The sequence below is a fragment of the Bradyrhizobium sp. 192 genome, from assembly GCF_023100965.1.
Taxonomy (GTDB): Bacteria; Pseudomonadota; Alphaproteobacteria; order Rhizobiales; family Xanthobacteraceae; genus Bradyrhizobium; species Bradyrhizobium symbiodeficiens.
Window position 1 is genome coordinate 1518911 of the sequence record NZ_CP064690.1, and the last position, 12561, is coordinate 1531471.

15 protein-coding genes are annotated in these 12561 nt (G+C 63.8%); all 15 read left to right on the plus strand.

All coding sequences use genetic code 11. From position 1 onward, the window contains the following. The first annotated feature begins 150 nt into the window (after nucleotides 1–150). The 15 genes from urtA (at nucleotide 151) to ureG (ending at nucleotide 12512) form a co-directional block, all read left to right on the plus strand. Complete coding sequence (gene urtA, locus IVB24_RS07150; protein WP_166476204.1) at nucleotides 151–1473, plus strand: urea ABC transporter substrate-binding protein; 1323 nt, start codon at nucleotides 151–153, stop codon at nucleotides 1471–1473. An 84-nt stretch (nucleotides 1474–1557) separates the two neighbouring features. After that, nucleotides 1558–3165, plus strand: coding sequence for an urea ABC transporter permease subunit UrtB (gene urtB / locus IVB24_RS07155; RefSeq protein ID WP_247772544.1), 1608 nt, complete (start codon nucleotides 1558–1560; stop codon nucleotides 3163–3165). Next, a complete protein-coding gene (urtC, locus tag IVB24_RS07160; RefSeq protein ID WP_247772545.1) occupies nucleotides 3162–4328 on the plus strand; it encodes an urea ABC transporter permease subunit UrtC in 1167 nt (388 codons plus the stop codon). Before urtB ends, urtC begins: the two co-directional genes overlap by 4 nt. 6 nt (nucleotides 4329–4334) lie before the next feature. Beyond that, nucleotides 4335–5096: an urea ABC transporter ATP-binding protein UrtD gene (gene urtD, locus IVB24_RS07165; RefSeq protein ID WP_094976735.1), complete on the plus strand. Its 762-nt coding sequence runs from the start codon at nucleotides 4335–4337 to the stop codon at nucleotides 5094–5096. Nucleotides 5097–5184: 88 nt separating this feature from the next. Next, on the plus strand, nucleotides 5185–5880 hold the full coding sequence (gene urtE, locus IVB24_RS07170) for an urea ABC transporter ATP-binding subunit UrtE (RefSeq protein ID WP_094977074.1): 696 nt from the start codon (nucleotides 5185–5187) through the stop codon (nucleotides 5878–5880). Nucleotides 5881–5911: 31 nt separating this feature from the next. Then, on the plus strand, nucleotides 5912–6742 hold the full coding sequence (locus IVB24_RS07175) for an urease accessory protein UreD (RefSeq protein WP_247772546.1): 831 nt from the start codon (nucleotides 5912–5914) through the stop codon (nucleotides 6740–6742). A 24-nt stretch (nucleotides 6743–6766) separates the two neighbouring features. After that, nucleotides 6767–7069, plus strand: a complete 303-nt coding sequence (locus IVB24_RS07180) for an urease subunit gamma (protein WP_247772547.1) — start codon at nucleotides 6767–6769, stop codon at nucleotides 7067–7069. An 11-nt stretch (nucleotides 7070–7080) separates the two neighbouring features. Continuing rightward, nucleotides 7081–7386, plus strand: a complete 306-nt coding sequence (locus IVB24_RS07185) for an urease subunit beta (protein ID WP_094976737.1) — start codon at nucleotides 7081–7083, stop codon at nucleotides 7384–7386. 54 nt (nucleotides 7387–7440) lie between these two features. Continuing rightward, nucleotides 7441–7980 (plus strand): HD domain-containing protein, encoded by a 540-nt coding sequence (locus IVB24_RS07190; protein ID WP_247774055.1) that lies wholly within the window; start codon nucleotides 7441–7443, stop codon nucleotides 7978–7980. A 34-nt stretch (nucleotides 7981–8014) separates the two neighbouring features. Next, the gene (gene ureC / locus IVB24_RS07195; protein ID WP_094976738.1) at nucleotides 8015–9730 is read left to right on the plus strand and encodes an urease subunit alpha; all 1716 of its coding nucleotides are present in this window, start codon (nucleotides 8015–8017) and stop codon (nucleotides 9728–9730) included. A 129-nt stretch (nucleotides 9731–9859) separates the two neighbouring features. Continuing rightward, entirely contained in the window at nucleotides 9860–10159 is a 300-nt protein-coding gene (locus IVB24_RS07200; RefSeq protein WP_092032158.1) for a putative quinol monooxygenase, read from the plus strand. A 23-nt stretch (nucleotides 10160–10182) separates the two neighbouring features. Next, complete coding sequence (locus IVB24_RS07205) at nucleotides 10183–10482, plus strand: putative quinol monooxygenase (RefSeq protein ID WP_247772548.1); 300 nt, start codon at nucleotides 10183–10185, stop codon at nucleotides 10480–10482. Between the two features lie 10 nt (nucleotides 10483–10492). Further along, on the plus strand, nucleotides 10493–11143 hold the full coding sequence (locus IVB24_RS07210; RefSeq protein WP_247772549.1) for an urease accessory protein UreE: 651 nt from the start codon (nucleotides 10493–10495) through the stop codon (nucleotides 11141–11143). Further along, nucleotides 11124–11852: an urease accessory protein UreF gene (locus IVB24_RS07215; protein ID WP_247774056.1), complete on the plus strand. Its 729-nt coding sequence runs from the start codon at nucleotides 11124–11126 to the stop codon at nucleotides 11850–11852. Before IVB24_RS07210 ends, IVB24_RS07215 begins: the two co-directional genes overlap by 20 nt. A 36-nt stretch (nucleotides 11853–11888) precedes the next feature. Further along, a complete protein-coding gene (gene ureG, locus IVB24_RS07220) occupies nucleotides 11889–12512 on the plus strand; it encodes an urease accessory protein UreG (RefSeq protein WP_247772550.1) in 624 nt (207 codons plus the stop codon). Nucleotides 12513–12561: the final 49 nt, after the last annotated feature.

Genomic DNA, 12561 nt, shown 5'->3' on the forward strand with positions numbered 1-12561 from the left:
AACTTGGATTGCAATAGAATTGTCTAATCTGACCAATGAGTTGGCAGGTGCCCAGGCCATGGCACGGTTCTTGCGATTCCGTTAATCGCAGGCGGCCGTGGGGCCGTTTCGCAGCGTTTTTCACGTCTGCGTCAGGGAGATGAGACACTCATGTTTAGCAAATCTACTCACGATATAGCGGCGTCATTTAGCCGCCGCGGTGTGCTCGCCGCGACCGCCGGCCTGGTGCTCGGTCTGGCTTCATTGACTGGCGCCAAGGCCGCGGACGACACCATCAAGGTCGGCGTGCTGCACTCCCTTTCCGGCACCATGGCCATCAGCGAAACCACGCTGAAGGACACCATCCTCTTCCTGATCGACGAGCAGAACAAGAAGGGCGGCGTTCTCGGAAAGAAGCTCGAAGCCGTTGTCGTCGACCCCGCGTCGAACTGGCCGCTGTTCGCCGAAAAGGCGCGCGAGCTGATCACCAAGGACAAGGTCGCGGTCGTGTTCGGTTGCTGGACCTCGGTGTCGCGCAAGTCGGTGCTCCCGGTTTTCAAGGAGCTGAACAACATTCTGTTCTACCCCGTGCAATACGAGGGTGAGGAGAGCGAGCGCAACGTGTTCTACACCGGTGCTGCGCCGAACCAGCAGGCGATCCCCGCCGTCGACTACCTGATGAAGGAAGAGAAGGTGAAGCGCTGGGTGCTCGCGGGCACCGACTACGTCTATCCGCGCACCACCAACAAGATCCTGGAAGCCTATCTGAAGTCGAAGGGTGTCGCCCAGGAAGACATCATGATCAACTACACGCCGTTCGGTCACTCCGACTGGCAGACGATCGTGGCCGATATCAAGAAGTTCGGCTCGGCCGGCAAGAAGACCGCGGTGGTCTCGACCATCAACGGCGACGCCAACGTCCCCTTCTACAAGGAGCTCGGCAACCAGGGCATCAAGGCCAAGGACATCCCGGTGGTCGCGTTCTCGGTGGGTGAGGAAGAACTCGCCGGCATCGACACCAAGCCGTTGCTCGGCCATCTCGCCGCCTGGAACTACTTCGAATCGATCAAGACCCCGGCGAACGAGAAGTTCATCAAGGACTGGCAGGCCTACACCAAGAATCCGAAGCGCGTGACCAACGACCCGATGGAAGCGCACGTGATCGGCTTCAACATGTGGGTGAAGGCCGTCGAGAAGGTGAAGTCGACCGATCCGGACAAGGTGATCGATGCGCTTCCCGGCATCGAAGCGCCGAACCTGACCGGTGGCGTGTCGAAGATGCTGCCGAACCACCACATCACCAAGCCGGTGTTCATCGGCGAGATCAAGGGCAACGGCCAGTTCGACGTGGTCTGGAAGACCCCGGGTCTCGTTGCTGGCGACGCCTGGTCGAAGGAGCTCGACGGCTCCAAGGACCTGATCGGCGACTGGGTCGGCAAGAAGTGCGGCAACTTCAACACCAAGACCAACAAGTGCCTCGGTTCGGGCTCCTGATCCGGATCTGACACGCCATTGCACGACCGGAGAAGGCGGCGATCCCGCCGCCTTCTCCACTCATTTCTGCCGGGGTCATTCACAGTGCCAGCCAATTTGTCCGCGCGTCTCTGCTCGCTTGCGCTCTCGTTGTTCCTGATCGCGTTCGCGCTGCCGGCTCTCGCCGGTCCGTTCGAGGATGCGGTCGCCAAATTCGCCAACGACGATTATTCCGATACGGACGAGGCGATCGGCGTGGTCGCGAGCAGTGGCAATCCGCTGGCTTTCCCCATCATCAGTGCGCTTCAGGACGGCCGCCTGATGGCCGACCTCGACAGCAAGAAGGTCTACGTCACCGGTGCCGACGGCAAGTCGATCGACGCCGCGACCGGCCAGGCGGTGGCCAGCGTTCCCGACAGCGCGAGCGCGGTCCGGCTCAACAACCGCCTGCGCCGCAGCGTCGACGCCGCGCTCGGCAGCCTGACGCTGCAGTCGCCGGACGTCGGGACGCGGCTCCAGGCGGCGCAATCCGTCTTCAAGTCACATGAGGAGACCGCGCTCGAGGCGGTCGATGGCGCGCTCGCCAAGGAGACCAACAAATCCGTCAAGGCTGCGCTCGGCGACGCCCGTGCGGCGATCCTGCTGTTCAAGCCGGACGCTACCGAGGTCGAGAAGCTGGAGGCGGTGGCCACCCTCAAGGGGCGCGGCGATCAGGAGGCACTGGCGCTGCTCACAGGCATGGGCGACCAGCCGGCGTCGGTGACCAAAGCCGCCGCGAGCGCGATCGGCTCCATCCAGAACTCGCTCGCGATCTGGTCCATGGTGCAGAATGCCTGGTACGGCCTCTCGCTCGGCTCGGTGCTGCTGCTCGCCGCGATCGGTCTCGCCATCACCTTCGGCGTGATGGGCGTGATCAACATGGCCCATGGCGAGATGGTGATGATCGGAGCCTACACCACTTTCGTGGTGCAGGAGGTGATCCGGACCAGCTATCCCGGCCTGTTCGACTATTCGCTGCTGATCGCGGTGCCGCTCGCCTTCCTCGTCGCCGGCGCCATCGGCGTGCTGATTGAGCGCAGCATCATTCGCTTCCTCTACGGCCGTCCGCTGGAGACGCTGCTTGCGACCTGGGGCCTGTCGCTGGTGCTGCAGCAGGCGGTCCGCACCATGTTCGGTCCGACCAACCGCGAGGTCGGCAATCCCTCCTGGATGAGCGGCGCCTTCGAGCTCGGCCAGATCACCATCACTTATAACCGGCTCTGGATCCTCGTCTTTACGTTAGCCGTGTTCGCGATCCTGCTCGCGATGCTGCGCTACACCGCGCTCGGCCTCGAGATGCGCGCGGTGACGCAGAACCGCCGCATGGCAGCGTCGATGGGCATCGCGACCTCGCGGGTCGACGCGCTCACCTTCGGGCTCGGCTCGGGCATAGCCGGCATCGCCGGCGTGGCGCTGTCGCAGATCGACAATGTCAGCCCCAATCTCGGCCAGAGCTACATCATCGACAGCTTCATGGTCGTGGTGTTCGGCGGCGTCGGCAATCTCTGGGGCACGCTGGTCGGCGCCTTCACGCTCGGCATCGCCAACAAGTTCCTGGAGCCGGTCGCCGGCGCCGTGCTCGGCAAGATCGCGATCCTGGTTCTCATCATCCTGTTCATTCAAAAGCGCCCGCGCGGCCTGTTCGCGCTCAAGGGCCGTGCGGTGGAAGCATGACCCCTCACATGCTGACGCGATCGCTGGACCGCAGTGCGACGATCTTCCTGGCCGTCGTCGCGGCCTGCGGCATCCTGATCCCGCTCTCCAATTTGCTGCTGCCCGCGGGCTCGTTCCTGCAGGTGCCGACCTATCTCGTCGCGCTCTGGGGCAAATATGTCTGTTACGCGATCCTGGCGCTTTCGATCGATTTGATCTGGGGCTATTGCGGCATTCTCTCGCTCGGCCACGGCGCCTTCTTCGCGCTCGGCGGCTATGCGATGGGTATGTACCTGATGCGGCAGATCGGCACCCGCGGCGTCTACGGCAACCCTGTTCTGCCCGACTTCATGGTGTTCCTGAATTATTCGAAGCTGCCCTGGACCTGGTACGGCTTCGACATGTTCTGGTTCGCGGCGCTGATGGTGCTGGTCGTGCCCGGCCTGCTCGCCTTCTGCTTCGGCTGGCTCGCGTTCCGCTCCCGCGTCACCGGCGTGTATCTCTCGATCATCACGCAGGCGATGACCTATGCGCTGCTGCTTGCCTTCTTCCGCAACGATTTCGGCTTCGGCGGCAACAACGGCCTGACCGACTTCAAGGACATCCTCGGCTTCAACGTGCAGGCCGAGGGCACCCGCGCGGCGCTGTTCGCGCTGAGCTGCCTGGCGCTGATCGCGGGCTTCCTGGTCTGCCGTGCGATCGTCTCCTCCAAGCTCGGCAAGGTGCTGATCGCGGTGCGCGACGCGGAGTCGCGCACCCGCTTCCTCGGCTACCGCGTCGAATCCTACAAGCTGTTCGTGTTCACGGTGTCGGCCTGCATGGCCGGGGTCGCCGGTGCGCTCTACGTGCCGCAGGTCGGCATCATCAATCCCTCCGAATTCGCACCCGGCAATTCGATCGAGGCGGTGATCTGGGTCGCCGTCGGTGGCCGCGGCACGCTGGTCGGCGCGGCGCTCGGCGCCGTCGTCGTCAACTACGCCAAGACGTTCTTCACCTCGGGCGTGCTGGCGCCGTACTGGCTGTTCATGCTGGGCGCAATGTTCATCCTGGTGACGCTGCTGCTGCCGAAGGGCATCGTCGGCACCTTCAATGCATGGTGGGACTCCTCGAAGGAGAAACGGGCCGCGACGATAGCGAGTGCCGCGGCCGAGGACGGCGTCACCGAACCCAAGATGGCGGAGTAGGCGCACATGAACGTCATGGACAACCGCGCGACGTCCGCGATGCTCTATCTCGACGGCGTGCACGTCTCGTTCGACGGATTCCACGCCATCAACAATCTGTCGCTGACGCTCGAGCCCGGCGAGATGCGCGCCATCATCGGTCCGAACGGCGCGGGCAAGACCACGATGATGGACATCATCACCGGCAAGACCAAGCCCGACGAGGGCACGGTGCTGTTCGATGGCGTCACCGATCTGACGCGGCTGGACGAGACCCGCATCGCCGAGCTCGGCATCGGCCGCAAATTCCAGAAGCCGACCGTGTTCGAGAGCCAGACCGTGCAGGACAATCTCCTGCTCGCGCTCAATGTCGATCACAGCGTCAAGGGCACGCTGTTCTGGCGCGGCAGCAAGGCCGAGGCAGAGCGCATCGACAGGGTGCTGGAGACGATCCGCCTCACCGAGGCGCGCAACCGCCTCGCCGGCAGTCTCAGCCACGGCCAGAAGCAGTGGCTCGAGATCGGCATGCTGCTTGCGCAGGACCCAAAACTGCTCCTGGTCGACGAGCCCGTCGCGGGGATGACCGACGTCGAGACGCATCTGACCGCCGAGCTGCTGAAGGAGATCAACAAGACCCACACCGTGATGGTGGTCGAGCACGACATGACGTTCGTGCGCGAACTCGGGGTCAAGGTCACCTGCCTGCACGAGGGCACGGTGCTCGCGGAAGGAACCATCGACCAGGTCTCGTCCAACGAGCGGGTCATCGAAGTGTATCTGGGTCGATAGCGAATGGTGAATGGGGGGTAGCGAATGGAATGGCAGTTCCTCCTATTCGCCACTCCCCATTCGCCATTCGCCTGCAAAGGTGTATCCGATGCTCGAAGTTAAAGACATCAACCTGTTCTACGGCGCGGCGCAGGCGCTGCGCGGCGTCTCGATCGCGGCCGAGCCGGGCAAGGTCACTTGCGTGCTCGGGCGCAACGGCGTCGGCAAGACCTCGCTCTTGCGCGCCATGGTCGGGCAATATCCGATCTCCTCAGGCGCGATCGTGTTCGATGGCAGCGATATCACCGGCCTGAAGCCCTATGAGCGTGCGCGCAAGGGCATCGGCTTCGTGCCGCAGGGCCGCGAGATATTCCCGCTGCTGACGGTCGAGGAGAACCTCAAGACCGGCTTCGGTCCGCTCAAGCGCCAGGACAGGAACATTCCGGACGACGTGTTTTCGCTGTTTCCGGTGCTGCAATCCATGCTCGGCCGGCGCGGCGGCGACCTCTCCGGGGGGCAGCAGCAGCAACTCGCAATCGGCCGCGCGCTGGTGATGCGGCCGAAGCTGCTCCTGCTCGACGAGCCGACCGAAGGCATTCAGCCCTCGATCATCAAGGACATCGGCCGCGCCATCTCCTATTTGCGTAATCTCGGCAACATCGCCATCGTGCTGGTCGAACAATATCTCGACTTTGCCTGCGAACTCGGCGACAGTTTTGCCGTGATGGATCGCGGCGCGGTGAAGTTCACCTGCGATCGCGCCAATTTGGACGCGAGCGAGATCAGCCGCCAGATGGCGCTGTAAGCATTCTGCCGCGACCGGCTGGGGGAGGCGGATGCGCAGCGACGTTTCGGTCACGTCAGGGGTTTTCGAGGCGAATCGTGCCCGCGGCGCGGTGCGCTTCGACGTCCATGCGCGAGACGGCGTGACACGGCGCGGCGTCTTGCATGAGTCCGGCTCGCTGCGCGTGCGCTTTCCCTCCCCGGAAGGCGAGGGTCTGTCCGGCGTGTTCGTCAACACGGCCGGCGGCGTCGCGGGAGGGGACAGTTTCGAGATCGACATCGCAGCGGGCGAGCGCTCGCGCCTGACCTTGACGACGGCGGCGGCCGAAAAGGTCTATCGCGCGCCGGCAGCGGCAGCGCAGCTCAATATTTCCTTGAAAATCGCCGCGGGCGCGCATCTCGGCTGGCTGCCGCAGGAGACGATCCTGTTCGATCGCGCCCGGGTCCATCGCCGCTTCGATATCGAGCTCGATGATGCCGCCTCGCTTCTGCTTTGTGAAATCGTCGTGTTCGGCCGCACAGCTATGGGCGAGCGGATGGAGCAGGGCGAGTTCATCGACCGCTGGCGGCTGCGTCGTGGAGGCAGGCTGGTGTTCGCCGAGACCGTCAGGCTCGACGGAAATATCGGCGCAAAACTCGGGCGATCGGCGGTGGCCAAAGGTGGGGCTGCGATCGGCACGGCGCTGATCGTTCCCGGCGACGAGGCCTTGGTCGAGCGCATCCGGGAGGCGTCGGAATCCTTCGCCGGCGAGGTCGGGATATCCACATGGAATGGATTTGCAATGGCGCGCTTCTGTGCCCAAGATGCGGCGCGCTTGCGCGCCGACATGATGGCCGTGCTGGCGCGCACCGGCGCTGCGCTGCCGCGGCTCTGGTTGAATTGATGTATTGAACGGAAGAGATTTCGCATGAACCTGTCTCCTCGCGAAAAGGACAAGCTCTTGATCTCGATGGCGGCGATCGTGGCCCGCCGGCGGCTGGATCGCGGCGTCAAGCTCAACCATCCCGAGGCGATCGCGATCATCTCCGATTTCATCCTCGAAGGCGCCCGCGACGGCCGCACCGTCGCCGAACTGATGCAGTCAGGCGCGCAGGTCCTGACCCGCGGCCAGGTGATGCCGGGAATCCCTGAGATGATCCACGACATCCAGGTCGAGGCGACCTTTCCGGACGGCACCAAGCTCGTCACCGTGCACGAGCCGATCAGGTAGGAGCAAGACGCATGATCCCCGGCGAACTCTTCATCCAGGACGGCGAGATCGAGCTCAACGCCGGCCGCAAGACAGTGACGCTGACAGTGGCCAACACCGGCGACCGCCCGATCCAGGTCGGCTCGCACTACCATTTCTTCGAGACCAACCCGGCGCTGAAATTCGACCGTAAGAAAGCCCGCGGCATGCGCCTCGACATCGCCGCCGGCACCGCCGTCCGCTTCGAACCCGGCCAGACCCGCGACGTCCAGCTCGTCGCGGTGGCGGGGAAGAAGATGATTTACGGTTTTCGCGGCGATGTGATGGGGAAGCTGTGAGCGCAGGAACGAGCATGGCGCGGTGCGGTTGAGGCGGAAATGGAAGTCTTTGCCATGCTGTCGCCCATTCGCCTCGTCTCCGAAGCCGCCGAACTCGCCGCGCACAGCCACAACGGCATGGCACGCAAGGGGCGCGGCAACGAGCCCTATATCAATCACCTCGCCGAGGTCGCGAACCTGCTTGCGACCGCGACCGACGGTGCCGACGCCGAATTGGTCGCGGCCGGCTGGCTGCATGATGTGATCGAGGACACCGATACCACGCGCGATGAGCTGGCGCAGAACTTCTCGGAGCGTGTCGCCTCCCTCGTCATCGAATGCACGGATGATATGACCCTGCCGAAGGCCGAGCGGCGGCGGAAGCAGATCGAGGACGCTCCACACAAGTCCCCCAGCGCAAAACTGATCAAGATCGCCGACAAAATCAGCAACATTGGCGCGCGCGTTCAAACCGATCCCAGTGCCGAGGAGCGCGACGATCTCGCCGATTACGTCGGATGGGCTACGCAGGTCGTTGCCGGCTGCCGCGGCGGCAATGCGTGGCTCGACGAGAAATTCGATGGTGCCGTGAAAGCAGCGAGGGCCTTGCTTTGATCCACCAAACATTCAAACGCAAACGGGGCTAGCGATGTCCGTCAAAATAAAGCGTTCCGTCTATGCCGACATGTTCGGCCCGACCACCGGCGACAAGGTACGGCTCGCCGACACCGACCTCATCATCGAGGTCGAGAAGGATTTCACCACCTATGGCGAGGAGGTGAAGTTCGGCGGCGGCAAGGTGATCCGCGACGGCATGGGGCAGTCGCAAGTCACCAACAAGCAGGGCGCGGCCGACACGGTCATCACCAATGCGCTGATCGTCGATCACTGGGGCATCGTGAAGGCCGATGTCGCGATCAAGGACGGCATGATCGCCGGCATCGGCAAGGCCGGCAATCCCGACATCCAGCCGGGCGTCACGATCATCATCGGTCCCGGCACCGACGTGATCGCGGGCGAAGGAAAAATCCTCACCGCCGGCGGCTTCGACAGCCACATCCATTTCATCTGCCCGCAGCAGATCGAGCACGCGCTGATGTCCGGCGTCACCTCGATGCTGGGCGGCGGCACCGGCCCGTCGCACGGTACATTCGCGACCACCTGTACGCCGGGGCCATGGCACATGGGGCGGATGATCCAGTCGTTCGACGCCTTCCCGGTCAATCTCGGCATCTCCGGCAAGGGCAACGCTTCGCGTCCCGCCGCTCTGGTCGAGATGATAAAGGCCGGCGCCTGTGCGCTGAAGCTGCACGAGGATTGGGGCACCACGCCGGCGGCGATCGACAACTGCCTGTCGGTGGCTGATGCCCACGACATCCAGGTGATGATCCATACCGATACGCTGAACGAATCCGGCTTCGTCGAGGACACGATCAAGGCGTTCAAGGGCCGCACGATCCATGCCTTCCACACCGAGGGTGCCGGCGGCGGCCATGCTCCAGATATCATCAAGGTCGCGGGGCTCAAGAACGTGCTGCCGTCCTCGACCAACCCGACGCGGCCGTTCACGCGCAACACCATCGACGAGCATCTGGACATGCTGATGGTGTGCCACCATCTCGATCCCTCGATCGCGGAAGACCTGGCGTTCGCCGAAAGCCGCATCCGCAAGGAGACGATCGCCGCCGAAGACATCCTGCACGATCTCGGCGCACTCTCGATGATGTCGTCGGACTCGCAGGCGATGGGCCGGCTCGGCGAAGTCATCATCCGGACCTGGCAGACCGCCGACAAGATGAAGAAGCAGCGCGGGTCACTGCCGCAGGACAAGGGCAAGGACAACGACAATTTTCGCGTCAAGCGCTACATCGCCAAATATACCATCAACCCCGCGATCGCGCATGGCGTGTCGAAGCTGATCGGCTCGGTCGAGAAGGGCAAGCTCGCCGATCTCGTGCTGTGGTCGCCGGCCTTCTTCGGCGTCAAGCCGGACTGCATCGTCAAGGGCGGAACGATCGTTGCGGCGCCGATGGGCGATCCCAACGCCTCGATCCCGACACCGCAGCCGGTGCATTACCAGCCGATGTTCGGCGCCTTCGGCAAGGCGCGTACGGCGTCGTCCGTGGTGTTCACCTCGAAGGCGGCCATCACTGGCGGTCTGGCGCGCAAGCTCGGCATCGAGAAGAAGCTCTATGCGGTCCAGAACACCCGCGGCAAGATCTCGAAAAAGAGCATGATCCACAACGACGCCACGCCCAACATCGAGGTCGATCCGGAGACCTATGAGGTGCGCGCCGACGGCGAATTGCTCACCTGCGCCCCCGCCGAGGTGCTGCCGATGGCACAACGATATTTCATGTACTGAAACAGCGCCTCAACGCATGTCCCGGGCGCTTGCCCGGGGGGGCGGCTTTTCCGGTTTTGCGTTCCATCCCGGCTGGTCTAATGTCCCGCCCGCTATCGAACCCTAGAAGAAAAGCCGGGAGGATTTCTCGTGATCTACGTCGTTGCCACCCTGACCATCAAGCCCGAGACGCGCGCCGAATTCATTGCAGCCGCCACCGCCTGCATCAAGGAGACGCGGAAAGAGCCCGGCAATATCGCCTATGACCTACATGAGAGCGTCACCGACCCTGCCAAGATGGTGTTCGTCGAGCAGTGGGAGAACGCCGAGGCGCTGGTGCCGCATCGCGGCCAGGAGCACATGAAAACCTTTGGCCGCGTCGCGGTGAAGTGCTTTACCGCCCCGCCTAAGATCGAAGTGATCACACCCGAGAAGGTCGACGTCCGCTAACAAGAACAACAGGGAATAACCCCATGATCTATGTCATCGCCACCACGCCCATGAAGCCGGAGAACAAAGACGACTTCATCAAGGGGCACAAGGCCTGCACCGTCGAGACCCTCAAGGAGAAGGGCTGCATCTCCTATGACGGCAATGTCAGCGTCAACAATCCCAATCTGTACGTAGTGGTCGAGCGCTGGGAGACCCGCGACGATCTCACCGCACATGCCAAGGCGCCGCACAAGAAGGTTTGGCGCGAGTATTCCGCGCAGATGAAGACGGCGCCGACGGTGATCGAGATCATCAGCGACGGCAAGGTCGAGAAGCTCTGAGGTATAGCGCATGATCCGGGCGACGCAGGTCAGGGGACAGCACCGCTTCACGGAAGCGCCAGCGGATACGGTCGTGCTCGATTTCGACGACCGGCACCGCCGCCGCATGGCCATGACGGGGACGCGCGGCCTCGAATTCCTGCTCGACCTCGAGAATGCCGTTGCGCTCCGCGGCGGCGATGCGCTGGTGCTGGAGGACGGCCGGCTCGTCGAGGTGGTCGCGGCGCCCGAGCCGCTGCTCGAGATCCGCGGCCGCGATCCGCATCACCTCTTCCGCGTCGGCTGGCACCTCGGCAATCGCCATCTGCCGACCCAGATCATGGCCAAGGCCTTGCGCATTCGCCGCGATCACGTCATCGAGGCGATGGTGAAGGGCCTCGGCGCGCGCGTCATCGAGATCGAAGCGCCGTTCGATCCTGAAGGTGGCGCCTATGCCGACGCGGGCCATGCGCATGGACACGACGACCATGCGCATCATGATCACGGACATCATCATGACCATGGTCACGATCACCATGATCATCAGGGCCACGATCATCACGCTCACGACCACCACCCTCATGATCATGCCGCGCATGATCATGGCCACCATCACCACGACGAGCATTGCGACCATCCCGACCATCACCACGGCCACAAGCATGCTCATGACCACAAGTGAGCCGGTCGCGGCCTGCGACCTCGCCGAACGCGAGGCAGCGGCGCTGTACCGGCTGATGACCTGGCTGTCGCCGGCATTCCCGGTCGGCGGTTTCTCCTATTCCAGCGGCATCGAATGGGCGGTCGAGGTCGGCGACATCGTCGATACGGCCACGTTGGCCGACTGGCTCGACGCGATGCTCGGCGACGGCTCCGGCTTTTGCGACGCGACGTTCCTGGTCCACGCCTATCGTGCCGCCGAGGCGGGCGAGGAGGCCACTTTAGGCGATATCGCCGAGCTCGCCGCGGCCATGGTGCCGTCGCGCGAGCGGCAGCTCGAGACGAGCTCGCAGGGCCGTGCCTTCATCGACATTTCCCAGGCAGCATGGGATGCAGACGGCTTGGATGCCATGGTTGCGGCATGCCGCACGCCGCTGGTCTATCCTCTCGCCGTCGGCGTGGTCGCAGCCATGCACGGCGTGCCGCTGGCGCCGACACTGCACGCCTTCCTGCATGCGCTGGTCTCGAACTGGATCTCTGCGGCCAGCCGGCTCATTCCGCTCGGTCAGACCGACAGCCAGCGCGTGCTGGTAAGGCTGGAAGCGGCCGTCGCCGCCACCGCCAATCGTGCGCTGAATGCGACATTGGACGATCTCGGCGGCGCGACCTTCCGAGCCGATCTCGCCAGCCTGCGGCACGAGACCCAATATACGCGACTGTTCCGGTCGTGAGCGGTGCGGCCTTCCAATCGAGAAAGAGCGAATCACATGTCGAAATCTCACGGCCCCTTGCGTGTCGGCGTCGGCGGCCCGGTCGGATCGGGCAAGACGGCGCTGATGGACCTGCTCTGCAAGACCATGCGCGAGCGCTATGACATCGCCGCGATCACCAACGACATCTACACCAAATGGGATGCGGAATTCCTGGTGCGTTCGGGCTCGCTGACGCCGGATCGCATTGCCGGCGTCGAGACCGGCGGCTGCCCGCACACCGCAATCCGCGAGGACGCCTCGATGAATCTCGCTGCGGTTGCGGACATGCGGGCGAAATTTCCCGGGCTCGACCTCGTGCTCATCGAGTCCGGCGGCGACAATCTCGCTGCCACTTTTTCTCCGGAGCTGGCCGACCTGACCATCTACGTCATCGACGTCGCTGCCGGCGACAAGATCCCGTCCAAGGGCGGTCCCGGCATCACCCGGTCCGACCTGCTGGTCATCAACAAGATCGACCTCGCCCCCCATGTCGGAGCCTCCCTGGAGAAGATGGACACGGACGCCAGGCGCATGCGGGGCGAGCGTCCCTTCGTCATGACCAACCTGAAGAAGAGCGAGGGCATTGACCGCATTGTCGGCTTCATCGAGGCCAAAGGCGGCCTGAAACGGGCGGGCTGACAGCGCGCGACGACTTGGCGCATGCTTTCTTTGGCGTTAACCGTGGGGT

Bases quoted from the DNA above. Each gene is read 5' to 3' on its own strand.
- urtA (WP_166476204.1), top strand. From the start codon at position 151: ATGTTTAGCAAATCTACTCACGATATAGCGGCGTCATTTAGCCGCCGC.
- urtC (WP_247772545.1), top strand. From the start codon at position 3,162: ATGACCCCTCACATGCTGACGCGATCGCTGGACCGCAGTGCGACGATC.
- urtD (WP_094976735.1), top strand. From the start codon at position 4,335: ATGAACGTCATGGACAACCGCGCGACGTCCGCGATGCTCTATCTCGAC.
- urtE (WP_094977074.1), top strand. From the start codon at position 5,185: ATGCTCGAAGTTAAAGACATCAACCTGTTCTACGGCGCGGCGCAGGCG.
- IVB24_RS07175 (WP_247772546.1), top strand. From the start codon at position 5,912: ATGCGCAGCGACGTTTCGGTCACGTCAGGGGTTTTCGAGGCGAATCGT.
- IVB24_RS07180 (WP_247772547.1), top strand. From the start codon at position 6,767: ATGAACCTGTCTCCTCGCGAAAAGGACAAGCTCTTGATCTCGATGGCG.
- IVB24_RS07185 (WP_094976737.1), top strand. From the start codon at position 7,081: ATGATCCCCGGCGAACTCTTCATCCAGGACGGCGAGATCGAGCTCAAC.
- IVB24_RS07190 (WP_247774055.1), top strand. From the start codon at position 7,441: ATGCTGTCGCCCATTCGCCTCGTCTCCGAAGCCGCCGAACTCGCCGCG.
- ureC (WP_094976738.1), top strand. From the start codon at position 8,015: ATGTCCGTCAAAATAAAGCGTTCCGTCTATGCCGACATGTTCGGCCCG.
- IVB24_RS07205 (WP_247772548.1), top strand. From the start codon at position 10,183: ATGATCTATGTCATCGCCACCACGCCCATGAAGCCGGAGAACAAAGAC.
- IVB24_RS07210 (WP_247772549.1), top strand. From the start codon at position 10,493: ATGATCCGGGCGACGCAGGTCAGGGGACAGCACCGCTTCACGGAAGCG.
- IVB24_RS07215 (WP_247774056.1), top strand. From the start codon at position 11,124: ATGCTCATGACCACAAGTGAGCCGGTCGCGGCCTGCGACCTCGCCGAA.
- ureG (WP_247772550.1), top strand. From the start codon at position 11,889: ATGTCGAAATCTCACGGCCCCTTGCGTGTCGGCGTCGGCGGCCCGGTC.